Below are 22,411 nucleotides of genomic sequence, written 5' to 3'. Positions count from 1 at the left end.
TTGGCGAAACGAAGTAGAAAAAATTCTATAGATAAAAAGTTAAAGGACGGCAGAGGAATTGGTGCGGGGATAGATTATAAACCTTGGCTTGTTATTCAAGATGTTTCTTCTTTAGGTAGATCAACCCGTTTAAAAGGGATAAAAATACCTAGACAATATGAATTTTTATCTGATTTGGAAAAAAATTATTTTTACTTGTTGGAATTTTCTGACTACGTAATAGATATACGAGAACAATATCCGCTTCTACCGCTTGAGGATACATTATTAATCGCAGATGAATTAGGTATTATACATCCTCGTAATCCACATACCAATGAACCAATTGTTATGTCAACAGATTTTGTTGTTACAAAGAAAAATGATGGAAGTATTAAAGATCATGCGAGAACAGTAAAAATGAAGAAAGAATTATCAAATGAGAGAATATTGGAAAAGTTCGAAATAGAACGTGTTTATTGGGATCGGCACCAGATTGATTGGGGAATTGTTACAGAGGAAGAAATTAATAAAACAACAGCACAAAATATTGGTTTTGTTCATTCGTATAAAGAGTTAACAAATTTAGATGATTTTAAAGCGTGCCCAGAAATTGAAATGGAGGACTTTTTAACGGATTATATTAACAGGATGTTAAACGAATTGCTGTTAGAATATAAATAGTACAAGTCAAAATGAGAAAGTCCAAAATAGAAAAACATGATAAAATAAACTATCAGTAAACGGAGGATCTCATTATGGCAAAACACTTTGAAAAACAGTTTAAGCTCGATGCAGTTCAATACTATCAGGATCACAAGGATCTTGGATTGCAGGGATGTGCATCGAATCTTTGTATCAGTCAGCAGACGCTTTCCAGATGGAAGAAAGAGCTGAAAGATACTGGCGACATTGAATGTCGGGGATCTGGTAATTATGCTTCTGATGAAGAAAAAGAAATTGCCCGATTAAAGCGTGAATTACGTGATACCCAGGATGCGCTTGATGTATTAAAAAAAGCCATCGGCATTCTGGGAGAATAACAGAAGCCATCTATCTGGAGGTTTCTGAAAAGGCAGAAATTACCCATCAGGAAGACCGCCGAGTTTCTGTCTCCGGAGTGCTGAAAATTTTAGGCGTTTCCCGGTCCGGATACCGGGCCTGGCTTACCCATGTGCCTTCTGATTTACAGAAACGTAAGGAAGCCGTAAAAAGTAAAATCAAAGAAATCTATCATGACTCCCATCAGAATTATGGTGCGCCTAAAATCAGGATAGAGCTGCAAAAGGGCGGTGAAACCATTTCAGAACGAACTGTCGGTAAATATATGAAAGAAATGGGCATCAGAGCTCAATGGATCAAACCATGGACAACGACAACCAGAGATTCAGATTTCAGTCATGAACTTCAGAATATCCTTGATGAACGCTTCAATCCTGAACGCCCAAATGCCGTATGGTGCAGCGACATCACCTATATTTGGACAACCAATGGTTTTGTCTATCTGACAAGTATTATGGATCTTTACTCCCGAAAAATCATCCCTTGGACGCTTTCAAAAACGATGGAAGTATCTTGTGTTATCGATACGATTAATAAAGCAAAAGCACGGCGTTATACTGAACTGCCACTGATTATCCATTCAGATCGCGGCAGTCAATTTGTTTCGAAAGAGTACCGAAAGGCAACTGCTAAAATGCAGCGAAGCTACTCTAAAAAAGCATTTCCGTGGGACAATGCATGTATTGAATCTTTTCATTCCCTGCTTAAACGGGAATGGATAAAGCGCTTTAAAATCTGCGATTTCAAGCATGCCTATCGGCTTGTATTTGAATATATTGAATCCTTTTATAGCACAAAACGGATTCACAGTCATTGCGATTTTATGTCGCCCGATGATTTTGAAAAACTATTTGCAAAATTGAACAAATCAGATTTGCAATTAGCTGGTTAAGATGAGGATAAACTTCTCATTTTAATTTGTACTAAATCTTGACAGAAGACCATCTATATTAAATTATTATTTGAGAGATACAAAATTTCCCGACTTTAATACATCTTAACAAATGTTGTTAAAATGAATTAAGGTTGAGAAACTAAATAGAGTTATACAAAAAATTACCGCTTGAAAAGAGTGGTAATTTTTTGTATTTAAAAGACCGGGCTCTATCAATTGCTTTTCTATTCGCCATTCAAAATAGAAATCAAATTTGCTCCTGCGGTGCTAGCATCAAGAAGCGGAACGAATGCATCACTCTCAGCGCTATAATATAGAAGCAAAATATGGTATAATATGTAACCTAAAACAAGTATAAGAGGGGTGTAGAAGTGAAAAACAGAACATATATTGCCATCGATCTGAAAAGTTTTTACGCTTCTGTGGAGTGTATCGAACGTCAGCTCGATCCTCTAACCACAAACCTGGTGGTGGCCGATACTGCGCGAACAGAGAAAACCATTTGCCTGGCGGTTTCGCCAAGCCTGAAAAGCTACGGTATTTCTGGGCGTGCAAGATTGTTTGAGGTGGTGCAGAAAGTGAAAGAAGCGAATGTCAAACGCAAGCGAAAAGCACCAAATCACATTTTTACTGGCGCCTCTTTTAATAACGCTCAACTTAAATCATCATCGGAACTGGAACTGAATTACATTGTTGCTCCGCCACGCATGGAGCTTTATGTTGATTATAGCACACGAATTTATAGTGTTTATCTCAAATACATCGCGCCTGAAGATATGCATGTGTATTCCATCGATGAGGTTTTCATGGATGTGACAAATTATCTGAGCACCTACAAACTAACAGCCCGTGAACTGACCATGAAAATCATTTTAGATGTACTAAAAACCACGGGAATCACAGCGGCAGCGGGCATCGGTACAAATTTATATCTCGCCAAGATAGCAATGGACATTGGCGCCAAGCATGTCAAACCTGACAAAAACGCTGTACGGATTGCAGAGCTTACCGAGATGAGTTATCGTCGTTCCTTGTGGGGCCATCGACCCCTAACTGATTTCTGGCGAGTAGGCAAGGCCACTGCCAAAAAGCTTGAGGCTTATGGACTCTTTACAATGGGAGATGTGGCCAGATGCTCCCTTGGAAAAGAAAGGGATTTTTATAATGAAGACCTGCTCTACAAGCTATTTGGAGTAAATGCGGAGCTACTTATCGACCATGCCTGGGGCTGGGAACCCTGTACGATCGCGGATGTTAAAGCATATAAACCAACCACTAACTGTATTAGCTCCGGCCAGGTCTTACAGTCCCCTTATCCTGTCGATAAAGCCAGGCTCATCGTACGGGAGATGGCCGACCTATTAGCCTTAAATTTGGTCGACAAACAAATGGTAACGGATCAATTGGTGCTAACGGTTGGTTATGACATCCAAAATTTGCAGGACCCGGAGCTCAGGCGATCTTATAAGGGTCAAGTCACTACAGACCACTATGGCCGACAATTGCCTAAACATGCGCACGGAACTGAGAATCTCGGCAGGCATACGGCTTCGACTAAGCACATAATTGATGCGGTTACCGTGCTCTTCGACCGTATTATAGATGCTCAACTTCTGGTACGTCGGGTGAACATAAGCGCAAACCATGTGATCTCCGAAGTATCTGTACCCAAAGCTGCTTCAGACGAACAACTCAATCTTTTTACTGATTATGAAGCCCTGGAAAAGCAGCAGGCAGCGGAAGAAACAGAGCTTAAAAGAGAGAAAGAAATGCAAAAGTCTATCCTCAAGATTAAGAAAAAATTTGGCAAGAACGCAATCCTCAAGGGAATGAATCTGGAAGAAGGGGCAACAACAAGGGAGCGAAATGCTCAGATCGGAGGACATAAAGCATAATGAGTTCATATGATGACATTATCCACCTGCCTCATCACGTTTCAGCTACACGGTCGCAAATGCCAATTACCGATCGGGCGGCGCAGTTTTCGCCCTTTGCAGCACTTACCAGACATGGGGCTGCTATCGTGGAAACAGAACGGCTCACTCAGGAACGCAAGGAGTTGACTGAAGATGCAAAAGTAGATATCGAGCAGAGGTTAAATCTGCTGGCCGAACAGATTGCCAGCCAGCCCAAAGTCTCCATCACCTACTTTCAGCCGGACGAAATGAAGGATGGTGGCAAGTATATCACCGTTACAGGTGCGGTCAAAAAAATTGATGTTTACGACCATCTAGTTGTGATGCTGGACAAAACCCAAATTCCCACAGTGAATATCTTTGAAATAAATGGGGCCTTGTTTGCGGGACTGGACTGACTTATAGGCCTTGCAGGTCTGGCTAGATTGAGAAAATCTGACTTCATATAGGCAGACAAACATTTACTCATATTTCATCAATGAAAAGTCAAAGTCGATGTAAGTTTTTTATGTGACATATGTAAAAATTAATACAACTAAAGAACAACGGAATGTGAGAAGGAGAAAAATGACCGTACGACTGAATATCGATAATTAATGCAAACATATTACGAATACATTATTATTTAAGGCCAACGAAAGAGCTGGTCCTTGTGTTCGTTCAACCAGTCAAGCAAAAAACGTCTGAATTTTTGAGCTTCAGCTCCAGGCGTTTTTTTGTTTTTTTGCACGACATAGAAGGTTTTCATCATTGTTTCACCGTCGAAAGGTAAAATCACTGTATTGGGGCGGGGGTCAGAAAAGGCAATGTAATCAAGCGATGAACCGATACATAAATTAGCTTCAGCCATATGGTGGATAATTGAATAATTGGAGGCTTCGATGGTTTGAATCGGAACAATCCCCCTTTCAGACAAAAGATTCTGATGGATGCCATAAAGTGAATATTCACGACCTCTGATGGCCAGGGGCTCTTTATGCAGGTCTTCCAGCCTGATACTGCTTTTTTGCGAGAGATAATGCGAGGTATTTATGACAAAACAATAATGACAGGAAAAAATGTATTCAGTTGAAAAAATTTCTGGATCCAGGGGACCAGGTAAAATGGCGATTTCAACCTCTTCGTCCTGCAGGATCTGCTGAGCGATTTTGTCGGTGGTTTCGTTGAAGATCGGAAGAATATCCGGGTGGGCTTTCTGAAAATCTTCTATAAATGCGACGGTTAGATAGCTTAGAACGTCACATGAAGTCAAAATTTTCAAGGGGATTTTTCGACTGGGGGACAAAAATTGGCGGGATTGAATTAGCTCATATTCGTCCAGGATCTTTTGGGCATGGTGTTTTAACACTGTTGCGGCTGGAGTGGGAGTCAATGATTTGCCTTTGCGATCAAATAGGACTTCACCCACTTCTTCCTCCAGAGACAGAATGGTTTTACTGATACCCTGAGGGGAAATATGAAGGGCTTCAGCAGCTTTACTGATACTTTTATATTGATAGACTTTAAGAAAATATTCCAGATGTCTTTGATTTATCATTTTTCGCATCCTTTTTTGAATTATTATATTCAACCATTTGGTTGATGTCAACAACTATCTTTCTGTTTTACAATTTTACGAAATTGCTTTATCATAGTGTCAAGTTAAGAAAAGGCAAGGGCGCCGAGATTATTCTCAGGCGCCCTTGTTTTCTTTTTTAGACATAGTATAAATAATAGAAGCATACAGAACAATTTTTCAAAGATAAGTGACGTTTTGTAAATACGAGAAAATCCAAAAATTGTTTTTTATAGGTCATTTAAATGTAATGGAAATATAAAAGGAGCAGGTTTATGAGCAGAATCAATTTTTCATCAGGCGCACCACTGGAAGATGTGGTGGGATATTCAAGAATGGTTAAAGTAGGCAATACAATTATGATTGGTGGAACGACTGCAGTGCAATTGGATGGCAGTGTCTATGGCGAGGATAGTCCCTACCAACAGGCCAGATACATTTTTGAAAAACAGGTTAAGCTCCTAAAGGAGGCTGGTGCAACGGCAGCTGATGTGGTGAAAATCGATGCCTATCTGACTAACATGAAGGATGCTGCAGAAGTAGGAAGAGCATACACTGAAATCTTTTATGATATACGACCATTGTTTACGGCGTTTGGTATCAACGAACTAAATCGGCCATCACAGCTTTGTGAAATTGAAATGATGGCAATTATAGATCAATAGGAGGGACTACTATGGAACGAATCGAAAAACATCCAATACTGGGAGAAACACAAAAAGGCGAATTAGTTAATTTTACCTTTGATGGTCAGACTTTATCGGGATACGCTGGTGAACCAGTTGCGGTTGCCTTAAAAGCTGCTGGGGTGATGGTTCACCGTTTTACAAAAAAAGAACATGAACCTCGGGGAATATTTTGTGCTATCGGTCGATGCACCGATTGTGTCATGGTGGTAGATGGCAAACCAAACGTAAGAACCTGCATTACACCACTGGTAGCAGGTATGACAGTAGCGACACAGGACGGCGTGGTGGCGAAAGAGGAGAGTGCATCATGAAACGGGCAGATCTAATTGTAGTCGGTGCCGGACCGGCGGGTCTGTCAGCAGCGATTGAAGCAGCCCGTCGCGGACTTTCGGTTATCGTTTTTGATGAGAATGAAAAGCCGGGTGGCCAACTGTTTAAACAGATCCATAAATTTTTCGGTTCAAAAGAGCATCGGGCTAAAATAAGAGGGATTCAGATAGGTAGTGAACTCCTGGCTGAAGCACATGAGTTGGGTGTTGAGGTCATGTTGGGAGCAACTGTAATTGGTCTTTATCAGGATAAGGAAATTGCTGTCCGTTTTGGCGAAGAAGTTGATTATTTCAAGGGAGATGCCATCGTGATGGCGACCGGTGCTTCTGAAAACATGGCTACTTTTAAAGGATGGACCCTTCCCGGTGTTATCGGGGCCGGAGCGGCTCAGACGATGATGAACCTACACGGGATTAAACCGGGACAAAAGGTTGTAATGCTGGGCAGCGGAAATGTTGGGCTGGTTGTCAGTTTTCAGTTGATGCAGGCAGGGTGCCAAGTTGTAGCAATAGTGGATGCGGCGCCTAAGATTGGCGGCTACGGAGTACATGCTGCGAAGCTAGCCAGGTGCGGTGTTCCCTTTTATCTTTCCCATGTCATTAAACAGGCAAAAGGTGAAGAGCAGGTTGAGGAGGTAATCATCACACAAGTGGACGCCTCATTTAAACCAATTGCTGGAAGCGAAAAGAAATTTGATTGTGATACCATCTGTATTGCAGTGGGACTATCGCCAATGTCCCAACTGTTAAAAATGGCTGGTTGTGAAATGATTGATGATCCTTCAAAAGGCGGAGAAGTGCCAGTGATTGATCAGGACGGGGAAACATCCATTAAAGGAGTTTTTGCTGCAGGGGATGTATCCGGTATTGAAGAAGCAAGTTCGGCGATGATCGAAGGGAGCATGGCTGGTATATGTGTAGCCAGTCGCCTTGGTTTTATAGGTTTAGAAGAGAAAGATACTGAATTGAAACGCCGGAAAAAAGATCTTGAATCGCTAAGACAGGGGATGTTTGCACCGGAGAACCGGGGCAAAATAATTGAAAAGACGGATGAGGGACATTTTGTTTCTTCTTCACTGCTGCAAAACGGTTATATTTCAGATGAAGAAATTGGTCGTTATCCTGGTGTGAGCAATGGTGCGGCTATTCATCCGGTGATGGAGTGTACACAGAATATCCCGTGCAATCCCTGTCAGGATGCCTGCTCTAGAAACTGTATTAAAATTGGGGAGAACATCACTGCTTTACCGGTTGTTAACGATGAATCCAAGTGTTCGGGCTGTGGCCTTTGTGTGGCTGCCTGTTCCGGACAGGCGATCTTTCTGGTTTCAGAAAATGCTGAAGAAGGTTTTGCGGAAGTAACTCTTCCCTATGAGTTCTTACCTTTGCCCCAAAAAGGTCACAAGGGCATCGCGCTGACAAGAAGTGGAGAAAGCTGCTGTGAAGCTGAGGTCGTTGCTATCAAAAGTTTGGCGGCTTATGACCATACCAATCTGTTGACTATTAAAGTACCACTTGAATATTCCATGAATGCCCGGTTTTTCAAGGCTATTTAAGAAGAGGAGTCGGATATGAAAAAAATAAAAGATCGCTCAGTCGAGCTCAAAGCATTCACCGCAGAGCCTGATGATGATATGCTGATTTGCCGTTGTGAGGAAATTACCAAAGGTGAAATCAGAAGAGCTGTTCATGACGGAATGTATACACTTACTGAAATCAAAAGATATTTGCGAGCCGGAATGGGCTTGTGCCAGGGACAGACCTGTCAGAAACTGGTTAAAAGAATTGTTGCCGAAGAACTTCAGATATCACCGGGTATGGTGGCACCGGGTACCAGTCGAGCTCCTATCAGACCCACAGAAATGAATGTTTTAGGCAATGAGAAAGGACGGAGTCGTTGATGAAGAATACAGCTGATGTGATTATTGTCGGAGCTGGGATTATTGGTTGTGGAACAGCTTATTATCTGGCTAAAAAAGGAGTTTCCGTCATCGTTCTTGAAGCTGCTGACCATATTGGTAACGGTGGTTCTTCGAGAAATGGTGGAGGTGTACGCCAGTCAGGACGTGATCCCCGGGAACTGCCGATGGTCATGTGGGGAATTAAAAACCTTTGGCCAGGACTTTCAGAAGAACTGGGCGTGGAGGTTGAATATACCCAGAAGGGTAACCTGCGACTGGGAAAAACTGAACAGCATCTAAAAATACTGCAGGGATTGACCGAACGAGCTGTTGCTTGTGGACTGGATGTTAAAATGATCGATGGTGGAGAAGTAAGGTCAATTAATCCCCATTTATCAAATGAAGTAGTCGGTGCCTCCTGGTGCCCTACCGATGGACATGCAAACCCCTTAACAGCAACCCTAGGCTATTACAAGAAAGCCAGAGAGCTTGGGGTCCGTTTTATCACCGGTGAGCAGGTTATCGGCTTGACAAAGATGAAGGGTCGGCTTCAGAAAGTGATAACCGAGGGAGATGTTTATGAGGCAAATAAGGTACTGATTGCTGCTGGTGCAGCAAGCCGCAAGATAACGGCTGATGTGGGAATAGACATTCCCATGCATCCAATCAAAATGGAATGTCTTGTAACGGAAGCCGAACCCTATATGTTCGAGCAGATGTTAGGTACTGCTGAAGCAGACTTCTATGGCCATCAGTCAACCCATGGTTCTTTCGTCTTTGGCGGATCGACCGGGCTGGAAGCCTATAATCGGGATAATGACAACCGGATGCTTTCCAGTATTGGTGCTTCCTGTACTTGTCGGGCCGTTATGGGATATTTTCCGGCTCTGGCCAACACCAAGATTGTCAGAAGCTGGGCAGGATATATTGATGAATGTGCGGATAAGATTCCGGTCATTTCAGAAATTGATGAAGTTCCGGGCCTTTATGTGGCATGTGGATTCTCAGGTCATGGATTTGGAATTGCGCCAGGTGCGGCTTATAATATCGCGCAAATGATAAATGGTGACGAGACTACGGTTGCAATGGATGACTTCAGGTATGACCGGTTTAAAGCAAAAATATGATCTGCTGAAAAGGACAAGGATGTCCGTGGAGAAGAATAAAATGATGATTAACAAGACAAAGGCGTCTGACCGGTTTGTTCCGGCGGCGCTTTGCGTCGTTTAAAGATAAAAATAAAATATAAAGATAAAAATAAAATATAAGGAGAAAAATGATGGAATTATCAAAGGTGGAAATTATTACAAGTATGGCAAAAGTAACGGCTCTGCAGGAAGCTTTCGGGCAGTTTGGAATAACTGGAATGACGGTTATGCAGGTAATGGGATGTGGCGTCCAACTGGGAACTCAGGAATATGAAGTTGACAAAAAATCATGCCCCAGCCTTTTACCCAAACAGATGGTAATGGTAGTTCTGCCGACAAAAGAAGTGGATCATTTCATGGAATTTGTCAAAAAGGAGCTTTATACTGGGCATATTGGCGACGGTAAAATTTTCATCTCACCGGTGACTAATGCGGTTCGGGTAAGAACAGGTGAAGAGGGAGAAGAAGCGCTCATCGAAGGGGATTTATAAAAAGTAAAACTTGTGTTAAAACATGAAAAAATGAATTGAAGAAAAGGAGGGTGAAGAAATTGAAAGAAAAAAATCTTGGATTGGGTAGCGTTATTGCAACTGGCGTAGGACTTATTGTGGCAACCAGCTGTCTCTTATCGCTGGGACAGGGCTCTGCGGCAATTGGCGAAACAATTATTATTTCTATGGCCATTGCCTGTGTGTTAAATATTTTAACAGCTTTGTCCATTTCAGAACTTAATGCCATCATGCCTAATTTGACCGGTGGTCTGGCACAGTACACTTTAGCCGGACTGGGGCCTTTTGTAACTGTTATCGCCATGGTAGGAGGTTATCTGGTTTGTAATACGATTGTTGGCAGCGCTGAGGTTGCGATGTTTGGAAATACCTTGAGCACAGTACTGCCGGATTTGAATATATCAGGAACAGCCTATTGTATTGGCCTGCTGGTTATTTTAATGATTGTCAATTTAAATGGCGTTGATATGTTTGCAAAAATTCAGAATCTGGTAGCCTATGGGCTGATTATTTCTCTGGGTATTATGGGTGTCATTGGGGCCTTAAAACTTGGTTCAGGTCAGGTGATCGAACAGCCGGCTGTTTTATCTTACGATTTTTCGGATATTGCTGCCCTTTGCGGCTTGACATTTTTCCTCTTCATTGGTTGTGAGTTTATTGTGCCGATTTCCAATCAGGTAAAAAATCCCCGTAAAAATGTCCCCCTGGGGATGATTTTGAGTCTGGTTATCGTAATGGTTATGCAGACCTTCCTCGTTTTTGGTTTCAAAAATTATACTGACTGGGCTGAGCTGGGAGCCAGCACGACACCACATGTTTTATATGGAACCCTGCTTATAGGCAACGTCGGAACCTTGTGGATGGCACTAGTATCGATTCTGGCAGTAACCAGCAGTATTAACACAATTATTGCTTCCCTGGCATATATTTGTGTAGGTATGGCAAAAATCAAGCTGCTGCCAGCGGTCTTTATGAAAACCAATAAAAAAGGTGCTCCCTATGTCGGTATTCTGACAGTTGGCGGCAGTATCCTTTTAATTGTGGCAACCGGCTTATCCACCACAGAACAGCTCTCATTTCTAATTCTAACCGGTTGTGTTTTCTGGATGGTAGCATATATTATTGCTCATGTTGATGTACTGGTTTTAAGAAAGCGTATGCCTAAGGTGCCAAGAACATTTAAGGTGCCGTTGGGTCCAGTCTTGCCGATTATCGGAATTGCAGGAATCTTATGGATGATTTACAATATAGCTTTTGATCCTTCAATCAGAGTAGAGATTTACAAGACAACTTCGATTATCTTCTCAGCACTCGCGGTTTATGCGGTGGTATGGATCAAACTGGTGATGAAGGTGAAACTCTTCAAACCCTTTGCGATAAAGGATGTCATGGCTATGGAGAATGAACTCTATCATGCTGTCCGGGACAAAAATTTTATTTCTGATGAAACTGAAAAAATTGCTGCTGATTCAGCAACTGAATAAAAAGGAGAAAAAAATGAATACACAACTTGATTTTATTTACTTAAGTGAAGCGGATATGTTAAAGGCAAAAGTAGATGATGTGGTGCGATGCACGGACTGCATGGAAGAAATGCTGAAGATTTTAGACAATGGTGACTATCGAATGGGAGGAGATAATGGAAACTCCCATGGATGCATGATTACCTTCCCTGATGAACCGGAATTTCCCAATATGCCTCGAAACACTCCTGATCGCCGCTTTATGGCAATGCCGGCCTATGTTGGCGGTAAATACGATGTAGCGGGAATGAAATGGTATGGATCCAATACAGATAACCGAAATAAAGAACTGCCCCGTTCAATTTTAATGGCCATGCTCAATGATAAAGACACTGGGGCTCCTCTGGCTTTGATGTCAGCAAATCTGTTAAGTTCATATCGGACAGCTGGCGTTCCCGGTGTAGGTGTCAAAAATCTGGCGGTGGAAAATGCCAAGGTGCTGGGGATTGTTGGCCCAGGTGTCATCAACCGGACTGCTATTGAAACATTTGCGGCCCTGCGTCCAAGTCTGGATACCTTAAAAATCAAAGGTCGCGGTCAGGCTTCTATCGATCGATGTATTGAATTTGTTCAGGAAAAATGTCCGCAGTTCACAACAATTATTGTCTGTGATACCCTTGAAGAATGCGTTAGAGACTCAGATATTATCAGTTTTGCTACATCAACGTCGATGGGGGTTGGCGTAAGTGCTTATCCTCATGTTGAGACAGAATGGATTAAACCTGGTGCACTTTTCTGCCTTCCAGGTGCAGCAGATTTTGATGATGATTTTCTTTTAAGCGGAAAAGCAAAATTGGTTGTAGACAATATTGAACTGTATGAAGCATGGGCAGAAGAATATCCCTATCCAACCTATGATATCGTCTATATTTTAGGATCCAAATTTATGGATCTGGCTCATGAAGGTCGTCTCGATAAATCAAAAATTCATGACTTGGGTGCCATCTTAAACGGCAAAGTTCCTGGCCGCGAAAGTGACGAGCAAATTATATTGTATTCAGTTGGTGGAATGCCGGTAGAAGATGTGGCCTGGGGTAAAGAAATTTATGACTACGCCATCGCTAATGACATTGGAACTAAGCTACCACTCTGGGATAAGCCAGCACTTTTCTAAAATATCAGAGCCGCGAAAGCGGCTTTTTTTGCGTTAGCGGCTTTTAGATCTAAGCGGGAATGACTGCTTACAAATGAAACGCTCATTACCTAAATGATAAAAGCTTCACAAGTATTTCACACAAATAAGTTAGTATATCATTATAGAAATCTTCAGGGAGGTTGAGGTTAATGAAAAGAAATGGATCAAGAATTTCAGTATTGATGATGGCTTTTATTCTGCTCTTATCACTGTTGACGTTCAATGATATTTTGGGCATAACTGTTGTAGAAGGGGGAACGCAGACTCAAATTAAGCAGGCAGCACCAAAGCTTGACTTACCAGTTAAGTCTCAGCAGGTTGAAACACTAAAAAGTGCGATTGATCAGTTAGTCGAGCAAGGAAAGATGACAGAAGCGCAAATGCTGAAATTTCTTTCCTATATAAAAGAACAGCCTGGAAAGGAGCCGATCCGAATGGCTGTTGAAGAAGGGGTAATTACAAAAAAGCAGGCTAGGGCATTGGCTGAGCTGCTCGGTGTAGGACCAGAGGAAAATGAAGAGAATCTGCCAGATGAGGAGAATACGGATGATGTCAATACGGCTTCAAGCTATCCAATTGTTGATACAGGGCAAACCGAATTCTATAATAATTCAGCCAAGACCATAACGCAGGAAACAGGTGATCTGTTTTATGGACAGGATGCCAATTATTCTGGCTTTCAGGCCAGTTACACAGATAATGGCGACGGAACAATTACCGACAATGTCACCGGCCTGATGTGGGAGCAGGGATTCTCCTTGTGTAATTTTGATGAAGTCCAAAGTTATGCCAATGCCTGCACGACAGGTGGATATGACGATTGGCGAATACCGACTATCAAAGAGCTCTATTCCCTTATCGATTTTTCCGGCAACCAGGGCACAGGTGAACAATCAGCTAAAACAACACCAGAGGATGCCGTGCCTTTTATCGACACGGGCTACTTCGAATTTGAATATCCCGATGATGGAGTGAAACGCTACATTGATGCACAATATATTTCTGCAACAGAATATGTCAGCACCACCATGAATGGAACGGCAACATTTTTCGGTGTTAATTTCGCCGACGGAAGAATCAAAGGCTACCCGCAGGAGCCCGGCAATAGGGGTTCATCAGGTCAGTACTATATCAGGCTGGTACGGGGCGATACTGATTACGGCATCAATCTCTTTGTTGATAACGGTGACGGAACCGTAACCGATGAAGCTACGGAATTGATGTGGTCGCAGGTTGATAGCGGTGATGATGGATTTGACATGAGTGCTTTCACAAACGATAATGGCAGCCTTAACTGGCAGGAAGCGCTGGAATTTGCTGAGAATGCCGAATATGCCGGATATGACGACTGGCGTCTCCCAAACGCCAAAGAACTTCAGAGTATCCTGGATTACGCCAGGAGTCCTGACACTACAAACAGCGCCGCCATCGATCCGGTGTTTGAATGCAGCCAGATATTTAATGAAGCCTCACAAGTGGACTATCCCTTCTTTTGGACCAGTACCAGTTTTAACCCGGGAAAAGATGCGGCAATCCTGTGTTTTGGCAGAGCGCTGGGGTATTTTAGTATTCAGGGTAATGACGCTGAATTCATGGATGTTCACGGAGCCGGATGCCAGAGAACCGATCCTAAAATAGGGAGCGCATCTTATGGAAACGGACCTCAGGGAGATGTCAGGCGGGTTTACAACTATGTACGTCTGGTGAGAGATGCAAATTAATCACACTGATGTGTTATAATAATGATAATTAATTCAGGTCAGAATCATTTATACTGATCAAGTTACATCAGGATGGGGAGTAATTTTTATGCCAAAGGTTTTAGTGATTGATGACGAACCGAATATCCGAAGAATTATTAGAGATTTTCTGGAGCATGAAGGATTTTCTGTTCTTGAAGGAGAGAGCGGGGAAGCGGGGATTCAAGAGGCGCTTGAAAACAGGGATCTGGATTTGATCCTCCTGGATATTAGAATGCCCGGGATGGATGGTTTTGAAGTTCTGGAAGCGTTAAGAGATTTTATTGAAGTGCCGATTGTATTTTTAACGGCACTGAGTGACGATTATCACGAAATCAAGGGCCTTAACCTTGGGGCGGATGACTATATTTCCAAACCATTCAATTACAATGTCCTGATGGCTCGAATTAAATCTATTCTCAGAAAAAATTCAAATAAAGACTTACCAGTCGAATTGGGCCCGGTGACGATCGAACGCTCATCCAGAACCGTTTGGGTTAGCAAAGAGATTTGCGAGCTGACAATGAAAGAGTATGAACTTCTCAATTACCTGTTTGATAACCGAGGAATCAGTCTTGACAGATTAAGGTTACTGGATAGAATCTGGGGATACGACTATGATGGGGATCCGCGGACGATAGACACACATATAAAAACATTAAGAGCTAAATTGGGTGAAGCGGGCAAATTAATAAAAACAGTCAGAGGAGTAGGGTACAGGTTGGATGAAAATGAATAGCATACGAGTCAGACTAATGCTTATTTTTTCGGTTACTTTCCTTTTGCTCCTGTGTTTGCTTCTGGCAGTTACAAAGATGTTCTTTTATGAATACTATATATCAATGAATGAGAAGACTATGTCCACTAATGTGGAAGGTTTTAGAGATAGGCTGATGACAGAGGAACAGCAGAAACTACTGGCGGAATTAAAACAGAAAACGGGTGCATCAATTTTTATCTATGACAGTGAGCTTAATCCTATTGGTCCACAAACGAATCCGCTATTGGATAGGCTGGGAGAAGATTATTTAAACGATATCGAGCATATAGTAATGGCAGGAGAAGAAGAAAGCTATTTTAATGTTACTTCTGATGGACATGGCAGTTTGATGGTATTTGCTGAAAGACTTCCTAAGGATGAATTGATAATACTTACCAAGCGTACAGGCCTAGCTGACGAGGCTGTCAAAATATTTTTTAGATTCGTCAGTATTACTGCGGTGGTAATCTTTTTAACTGGTATCGTAGTTACATATTTCATTACCCGGCGTTTAACGCGGCCGATCATTAAAATGGAATCAGTAACAAGAAAAATGGCTGGACAGGATTTTTCTGAAAAGCTGGATGTGAAAGGCAGCGATGAAATCAATGCGTTGATGGGTAGTATAAACAGGATGGCTGAACATTTGTCATCTTCCATAGCTTCGCTTAATATGGCAAATGAGAAACTGGCACAGGAACTTTCAAAAGAACAAAGGCTGGAAACGATGCGGCGCCAGTTTGTATCGGATGTCTCTCATGAACTAAAAAATCCATTGGCTATGATTATTGCCTACACGGACGGATTGAATAAGGAAATCCCCAAAACGGATGAGCAGCGAAAGGACTATTACAACATTATCTTTTCTGAAGCAAATCGTATGAATACTTTGGTTAAAGATTTACTTGATCTTTCGGGGTATGAATCCGGTACGTTCACGATAGAAAAAAGTAACTTTATAATAAACGATCTGATACAGGAAAGTATTGAACGTTTCAGCTATATAACAGAGAATAAAAAAATTAAGGTTGATTTTGAACCTTTAATTAATATTGAAGTGTTTGCTGACAGAATACGGCTCCACCAGGTCATTATCAACCTTTTAAACAATGCTTTTAAATATGTAGATGATGGTGGAATCATTCAAATCGAGATAAGTAAATTTGATGATAAAATGAAACTGCTAGTTGCAAATTCCGGAAAATTATTGCCGGATTCAGCGTTTGATAAGGTCTGGAACAGTTTTTATCAAGTGAATACCGAGAACAAAGGAAACGGCCTGGGATTGGCAATTGTAAGAAGCATAGTACAACTTCATGGAGGACGTTGTCAGGCTTATACAAGCAATATGATGAATTGTTTTGAGATTATTTTCTAGCAAGGCATAAAATAGATCGTTATCGTTGAGAATAACACAAAACTAAAAACGTTTACAATTATATTACGACAATCATATAAAATAAATACAAACGTTTACAAGAAATCTATTTACTTTTTTCAAGGAAGTGCTATAATTATCTTACATCAAAGATAAACAAATTTTTCAGAAAAATAACCACCAAATAATTATTGAAACAGCAGATCAGTTAAAAGCTGAAACAGTCACTCAAATTGTATTTGGTAAAGAATCCGAAAGAATTCAAAGAATTAAGAAAAGAAGGCAAGTAAAAAAGCTTCACGAAAAAGTTTAAGATTGCAAGAAAATTATCGAAAAACTTCCGAGCATTATTAAAGGAAGTTAAACTCAATAAAATTCGCTCACTTCTCCAAAAGAAAAGAGATTAAAAATCATTAAACTTTGAAGCAAAATGAAAACCAGAAAATCTTAAATAAAAAGGTTAACAATTAACTGAAAAAGAAAACAATCTTTGATAAAAAATCAATAGGAGGAATCCAAACGGATGACAACTGAAGAGATTTTGGACTAAGCCGGTTCAGCAATAAAAAAATGCAGAACCGGCTAAAGTCTTTTTTGCGCGAAACAACGAGCCATGCGGCTCTGAAAATATAAAAAGAACTTAAAGCAAACTCGTTTGTTTTAAGTTCTTTTTATATTTTCAGAAGGAAGGAGCCATAAGGCGACTGACGCGACGAGGTGAAGCGTCAGCGGAACCGAGTGCCGCAAGGTTCGTTTTTTCGCTGTAGTAGGTTCTAAGAGTCTAGTTGACTATGGGTATTAGAAAAATCTGTTAGCCAGCCAGTAAAGAGCGCAGGTCAGCGAACCGACTGCAGGGTTTAACTGCAGGGTTTAATTAAAGCTAGTACAGAATTAAGATGCAGTTTCTTCTTGAAGTGGATGGTTTTTTAAGAATTCAAGAAAAGCATCCTCGGAAATGGGCTTTGAGAAATAGTAACCTTGCAGGTAAGTAATATTCTGTTCTTCCAGAAAATCACACATTTCTTTTGTTTCAATACCCTCGGCTACAATTTTGACATTGAGTTCCAAGAGCATATTAATCATATTTTTAAGAATAGCCAATGACTTTTGGTTATTATCATTAGTAAAGCACGGCCAGATCAGGCTTTTATCGATTTTAACCAGATCATACACCACTTCACTCATTTTAGAAAGGTTGGAATAGCCGGTTCCGAAATCGTCCATAGAAAAACTGCATCCCAGATTTCTCAGGTCAACCATATTTCGATCTAGCATTTCACCGGACTCTACTGAAGCCGTTTCAGTTATTTCAAGATTTAAAAAGGCTGGCGGAATATGGTGTTCTTTCATAATTGACTCAAGTTGTCGAGGCAGGTCAGGGTGAACACATTGAATTCCTGATAAATTGACTTCAATATAGTCAAATTCTCCCTCATAGAGCTTGTTTTTCGACGCAAAAGTACAAACTTTTTCAAAGACAATCCGTCCCAGATCCATAATCAGCCCCTTACGTTCAGCAATAACGATAAATTCTTCCGGAGAAATAAATCCAATAGTTTGGTTATCAGTGAGCCGAACCAGTGCTTCAGCTGAACGAAAACCTTTTTTATGGACATCGAATATGGGCTGATAGACAACGGTAAAGCCATCGTGTTCAATGGCATGATGTAATAGTTTGTCGATTGTAGTATAACGTTGTTTTTGGGCAATAATTTCATCGTCCAGCAAATAAACTTTTTTGCCGCGAATTGCCTGATGGTGGGCGGTCATATAGTTCATCAATTCATAAACTTCATCACAGGATTCCTTAACAACTTCTGTATTGATTATGTCGATATGAAAGCGTGGCAATACACTGAATTGACCGACATTGAACATCTGGTCAAGATAGGCTTCCATTTCAAGCAATCTGATTTCTACTAAATTTTGTGGTTGATGCAAAATAACACTTAAGACATTGCTGCGGGAATGAAAGACATAGGTTGAAAAAATGGTTTGCATTTTATTTGCAATGACTTCCAGCAGTTGATTGACATTACTGTGGCCAATAGTAGATTGAATTTGCAAAAGATCATCTATGACTACCGAAACTAGGAGGATATTTTTTTTTGCATCATACTGATCATTTAGCATCAGATGAAAGGCTCTTTTATTGAGGGTACGGGTTTCCACATCAAAATGTTCTTTAGGGTTTTCAAATGAGAGATAGATAAAGAGCGTCATCAAGGCAACTGCCATGGATGAAATTAGTATATCCCTGTTAAAAAACTGAACGATAGAAGCAATAACCCAAATCATAGTTCCAGTGATCAGCGAAATCTTTCGTTCATGATGGATCGTATTTCCAGCAGTTACAATTCGAATGACGGTCAGGCTAATGTAAAACACGACTGAAAAATAGGTTATGATACTTACTGGACCAGTAGTGTAGGTACTTGTGCTATCGACATGATAATCGAGCGGCCCGAAAAAGACAAATGTTATCATTAAAATTAGGGGTGCAAAGGTAAATAACAGTCGCTTTTTAGATAGTTTTTTATGGTTATTGGCTAAGATTTGAACATAAAGATATAAAAGCATCAGGATAATAATGGTAGTGGAAATAAAAAGCTGATGGATCGTTCTAAGCAGTAGCGGAGAAACAGTATCCATATTAAGCCTTGTATAGACACCGGTAATATCCAGGATAAGATAAAGTCCAGTAAAAAAAAGCATGGCAGAGAATACTTTATTGGATAAGAGCGGTAACTTTAAATTTTTGAAGAAATCATAAACAATGATAGTAAAAAAGAGAATGGCAGCAATCTGAAATCGAGTATTTAATAAGAATATCAATGGAACCCTCCTGAAAAAAATGAATAAATTTTTAAGTGATTTTTCTGATAGATTGTTCTTATTATACACATAAATATAAGAAAAATTCATAAAAGATACTAAAATATTTTGAAAATATATGATTTGAGGCCTTTTAGAAAGATTATCAGAATTAAAATCAGAAATAGTGTTAAGACTGTGTAAGATAAATTAAAAATTATACATAAGCCTTGGTAAAGGTTAATAGCTTATGACTATAGATATCAAAAATAAAACTTTTGAGGTTAAAGCAAAAGTTCTGTTTTATTTGGATTTTGACATCAGTATGTTAGCAGACAGGAAAGCTGGGAAGGTCTGGAAGCAGCATAATCGAAAACAATTGTTATTTGAATTGATTTGGTGGTATATAAGTAAAACTAAATAATTATTTTGGACAGCGTTATGTAGTGTTCTAATTAAAAATATCGAAAGGTAAAGGAGAAGGAGATGAAGAATTTTAAATGGCTGCTCCTGGCGATTTTTTTCACAGTTAGTTTATTTTTTTCTACAGGCTGTGAATCACTAGGCCGTGATATTAAAACGACTCAGTCAGAATGGACTGGTGGATTAGATCGGCATATTTCTGTTTATTCTCAAAGTGGTACGCTATTAGCAGAATACGATGGAAAAGTTGATATTGAGGACACTGAGTATGGTAATAAGGTTCTGTTTGATCTAGAAGGTAAACGAACAATTGTATATAATGCAGTAGTAATCATTCAGGAAAAATGATAGATAACGTTTACAACAAAAATACAAACGTTTACAAAAAATCTATTTACTTATTTTTTAAAGGTGCTATAATTACTTTAAATCAAAGATCAACCAAAACTTTTTAGAAAAGAAAAATTGCTATCCAAATAGTCTAACAGAAGAAAACTCAGAGTAAAAAACTGAAAGCTCTTTTGAACAAAGATTAAGGGAAAAGAGTAAAAGTCATCAGAACCTATAAAACAAAAAGTGAAAGAGATAGATTTAAAGAAAATCTAAAGCACAAAAGAAACAAGTGTATAGAAAATCTGAAAGTCAAAATCGAGTAAAGTATAATAGGTGACGGAGACTAAAGTATTAAAAATAGCAATATGTAAACTAAAAAGGAGAAAATGATTTTTGATAAAACTCAATAGGAGGAATCCAAACGGATGACAACTGAAGAGATTTTAGACTGAGCCGGTTCTACAGATGAAAATGTGGGATCGGCTTAAGTCTGTTAAAAATAAAATTTAAAAAGAGAAAGCAGCAAGCGAAAATGAAGAAAAGCAAGCATTTTCTCTCGCTGTTTTTTTTGTATTTTGATAAAATTGCCTTGTTCCTTATATGGAGTTACTGTAAAATTAAGTTTAGGCTTTAAAGAATGATGGTTTTTAGTGAATTTATTATAATTTTGGCTATATATATAAATAAAAAGGATTTAAACCCAATCAAAATTATATTTAGCAGGAGCGGGTATGAAGAACCGGTATCGGAAAAACAAAACAATTATCGCAATGGGAATCATTATCTCCGTAATCTGGCTGAGTCTTAGCGGTTTTTTAAATCAAATCTATGAAAACCGCACTCAGGAATATTTAGACCATCAAAGTGAAATGTTCACAAATGGGATCGAATCGCTCATCAGCACTTATTCATCATATGCTGATTTTATTTTTCAGTCAATGTTAAATACACCGGATATTAGAGCTATTATTTCAGAAGCAAAAGATGCTGATGCTGAAACAAAAGCTTTTTTAAGAGCTGAGTTGAGTCAGAAACTCGCTGAGAACTATAAAATTCTACAGGACCATAATTTTCGACATCTGCAGTTTCATCTTTCTGATGGCGAGAGTTTTTTACGTCTACATAAACCCGAAAATTATGGGGATAATCTTTTATCAGTGCGTGAATCAATCAGACAGATAACTGTTTATCATCAATTTGTCGCCGGTTTTGAAGAAGGGCGAGCTTCCAATGGCTACCGTTATATTTATCCCTTATTTGATGGTGTAGATTACATCGGCAGTGTGGAAGTATCCCTATCACCGGGAACAGTGATTGAAGGGCTATACAACATGACTGAAAACCAGGGATTTGGTTATTTACTGAGAAAAGATATCATGAAAAATGTGGATTTTTCAGAAGAGCAGGATCATTACCGGGATAGTCTGACTTCAGATCTGTATGTTGTTGATCTTGACGTTTATCAGGTAATGATTAATCAGACCGGTATACCAGCCCTTTTTTTCGAGAATAATTTTGTCAGGGAGGTTAAAAAGGGCGTAGAAGATGATCTGGCCAGTGGGGATTCTTTTGTTTATACGTTTCTTTATCAGGACAGCTATTATTTAGTCCAATACAATCAGATTAGAGATATTTCCGGCCAGAAGATGGGCTATTTTTTCTCGATTAGCGAAGACGACCAGATTGAAAATTTAATACGAGCCAGGGATATTAGTCTGGTATTGGTTTCAACGATCTATTTTATGCTACTGCTGGTGATTTACTATGTCAGCCTTCGGGATAAAGAAATTATTCAGGTGGCGATGTATGATCAGCTGACCGAAATATTTAATCGCAGGGCTTTTTTTGAGCTGGCCAATATCGAAGTTGCCAAAGCAAAAAGAAATGACCAGCCAATGTCTTTAGCAATTTTTGATATTGATCATTTTAAACATGTTAATGATCATTTTGGGCACCATGTTGGAGATCAGGTGCTTAGAGAATTGGCACAAATTGTAAAAGCATCTATTCGTGGTTCTGATATTCTTGCCCGTCATGGCGGTGAAGAGTTTATTGTTTTGATGCCAGAAACTGACTTGAAGGCAGGATTTCAGGTTATGGAACGCTTACGTTGTGAGATTTCAGATCATATCTTTGAAATAGCTGGCAAAATTACTATCAGTATTGGACTTGTTGAAAAAACACTGGAAGAGAGTTTGAATGCCGCAATTATTCGTGGTGATTCAGCGATGTATACTGCAAAGAAAAATGGGCGTAATCGAACGGAAGTTTTAGAAGAATAAATAGAGTTTTTGAACAGGGAGTAATTTTGTTTTTAGTGAAA

Annotated in this window: 20 protein-coding genes; 18 read left to right on the top strand and 2 right to left on the bottom strand. The window is 40.0% G+C overall.

Translation table 11 applies throughout. The features are described 5' to 3' along the window. The 5 genes from Q5O24_09945 to Q5O24_09925 all read left to right on the top strand — a co-directional run bounded on the left by Q5O24_09945 (position 1) and on the right by Q5O24_09925 (position 4,250). Positions 1-663: a TnsA endonuclease N-terminal domain-containing protein gene (locus Q5O24_09945; protein ID WKY46697.1), complete on the top strand. Its 663-nt coding sequence runs from the start codon at positions 1-3 to the stop codon at positions 661-663. A gap of 74 nt (positions 664-737) precedes the next feature. Then, positions 738-1,022, top strand: a complete 285-nt coding sequence (locus Q5O24_09940; protein WKY46696.1) for a transposase — start codon at positions 738-740, stop codon at positions 1,020-1,022. Then, positions 1,019-1,933, top strand: coding sequence for an IS3 family transposase (locus tag Q5O24_09935; GenBank protein ID WKY49246.1), 915 nt, complete (start codon positions 1,019-1,021; stop codon positions 1,931-1,933). The genes Q5O24_09940 and Q5O24_09935 overlap by 4 nt, the downstream gene beginning before the upstream one ends. 374 nt (positions 1,934-2,307) lie before the next feature. Next, positions 2,308-3,831, top strand: a complete 1,524-nt coding sequence (locus Q5O24_09930) for a DNA methylase (protein ID WKY46695.1) — start codon at positions 2,308-2,310, stop codon at positions 3,829-3,831. Next, complete coding sequence (locus Q5O24_09925; GenBank protein ID WKY49245.1) at positions 3,828-4,250, top strand: hypothetical protein; 423 nt, start codon at positions 3,828-3,830, stop codon at positions 4,248-4,250. The genes Q5O24_09930 and Q5O24_09925 overlap by 4 nt, the downstream gene beginning before the upstream one ends. A gap of 227 nt (positions 4,251-4,477) precedes the next feature. On the opposite strand, the gene Q5O24_09920 is transcribed toward Q5O24_09925, so the two are convergent. Next, a complete protein-coding gene (locus Q5O24_09920) occupies positions 4,478-5,389 on the bottom strand; it encodes a LysR family transcriptional regulator (protein ID WKY46694.1) in 912 nt (303 codons plus the stop codon). 293 nt (positions 5,390-5,682) lie between these two features. Between Q5O24_09920 and Q5O24_09915 the strand changes: the two genes are divergently transcribed. From Q5O24_09915 to Q5O24_09865, 11 genes are all read left to right on the top strand, one after another. Beyond that, positions 5,683-6,072 (top strand): Rid family hydrolase, encoded by a 390-nt coding sequence (locus tag Q5O24_09915; GenBank protein ID WKY46693.1) that lies wholly within the window; start codon positions 5,683-5,685, stop codon positions 6,070-6,072. An 11-nt stretch (positions 6,073-6,083) separates the two neighbouring features. Next, positions 6,084-6,407: a (2Fe-2S)-binding protein gene (locus Q5O24_09910; protein ID WKY46692.1), complete on the top strand. Its 324-nt coding sequence runs from the start codon at positions 6,084-6,086 to the stop codon at positions 6,405-6,407. Further along, positions 6,404-7,981: an FAD-dependent oxidoreductase gene (locus Q5O24_09905; protein WKY46691.1), complete on the top strand. Its 1,578-nt coding sequence runs from the start codon at positions 6,404-6,406 to the stop codon at positions 7,979-7,981. Before Q5O24_09910 ends, Q5O24_09905 begins: the two co-directional genes overlap by 4 nt. A gap of 15 nt (positions 7,982-7,996) precedes the next feature. Next, complete coding sequence (locus Q5O24_09900) at positions 7,997-8,326, top strand: (2Fe-2S)-binding protein (protein ID WKY46690.1); 330 nt, start codon at positions 7,997-7,999, stop codon at positions 8,324-8,326. Beyond that, positions 8,326-9,453: an FAD-binding oxidoreductase gene (locus tag Q5O24_09895; protein WKY46689.1), complete on the top strand. Its 1,128-nt coding sequence runs from the start codon at positions 8,326-8,328 to the stop codon at positions 9,451-9,453. The genes Q5O24_09900 and Q5O24_09895 overlap by 1 nt, the downstream gene beginning before the upstream one ends. Before the next feature lie 152 nt (positions 9,454-9,605). Next, the gene (locus tag Q5O24_09890; GenBank protein ID WKY46688.1) at positions 9,606-9,965 is read left to right on the top strand and encodes a P-II family nitrogen regulator; all 360 of its coding nucleotides are present in this window, start codon (positions 9,606-9,608) and stop codon (positions 9,963-9,965) included. A 59-nt stretch (positions 9,966-10,024) separates the two neighbouring features. Further along, complete coding sequence (locus Q5O24_09885; GenBank protein ID WKY46687.1) at positions 10,025-11,467, top strand: APC family permease; 1,443 nt, start codon at positions 10,025-10,027, stop codon at positions 11,465-11,467. A gap of 13 nt (positions 11,468-11,480) precedes the next feature. Continuing rightward, positions 11,481-12,620, top strand: a complete 1,140-nt coding sequence (locus Q5O24_09880; protein ID WKY46686.1) for a tyramine oxidase subunit B — start codon at positions 11,481-11,483, stop codon at positions 12,618-12,620. Between the two features lie 170 nt (positions 12,621-12,790). After that, positions 12,791-14,362: a DUF1566 domain-containing protein gene (locus Q5O24_09875; protein ID WKY46685.1), complete on the top strand. Its 1,572-nt coding sequence runs from the start codon at positions 12,791-12,793 to the stop codon at positions 14,360-14,362. 88 nt (positions 14,363-14,450) lie between these two features. Then, a complete protein-coding gene (locus Q5O24_09870; GenBank protein ID WKY46684.1) occupies positions 14,451-15,119 on the top strand; it encodes a response regulator transcription factor in 669 nt (222 codons plus the stop codon). After that, on the top strand, positions 15,112-16,518 hold the full coding sequence (locus tag Q5O24_09865; GenBank protein ID WKY46683.1) for a HAMP domain-containing sensor histidine kinase: 1,407 nt from the start codon (positions 15,112-15,114) through the stop codon (positions 16,516-16,518). The genes Q5O24_09870 and Q5O24_09865 overlap by 8 nt, the downstream gene beginning before the upstream one ends. An 891-nt stretch (positions 16,519-17,409) precedes the next feature. Here the strand turns inward: Q5O24_09865 and Q5O24_09860 are convergent. Further along, entirely contained in the window at positions 17,410-19,353 is a 1,944-nt protein-coding gene (locus Q5O24_09860) for an EAL domain-containing protein (GenBank protein WKY46682.1), read from the bottom strand. A 465-nt stretch (positions 19,354-19,818) separates the two neighbouring features. Here Q5O24_09860 and Q5O24_09855 point away from each other — a divergent pair, with 465 nt between their 5' ends. Together Q5O24_09855 and Q5O24_09850 are read left to right on the top strand one after the other, a co-directional pair. Then, positions 19,819-20,103: a hypothetical protein gene (locus Q5O24_09855; protein WKY46681.1), complete on the top strand. Its 285-nt coding sequence runs from the start codon at positions 19,819-19,821 to the stop codon at positions 20,101-20,103. Positions 20,104-20,819: 716 nt separating this feature from the next. Then, the gene (locus Q5O24_09850) at positions 20,820-22,370 is read left to right on the top strand and encodes a diguanylate cyclase (protein ID WKY46680.1); all 1,551 of its coding nucleotides are present in this window, start codon (positions 20,820-20,822) and stop codon (positions 22,368-22,370) included. The last annotated feature ends 41 nt before the right edge of the window (positions 22,371-22,411 follow it).

It is taken from the genome of Eubacteriaceae bacterium ES3, assembly GCA_030586155.1.
Classification (GTDB): domain Bacteria; phylum Bacillota; class Clostridia; order Eubacteriales; family Eubacteriaceae; genus Acetobacterium.
Note: the sequence above shows the minus strand (reverse complement) of the source record. Positions and strands in the feature narration are given on the sequence as shown.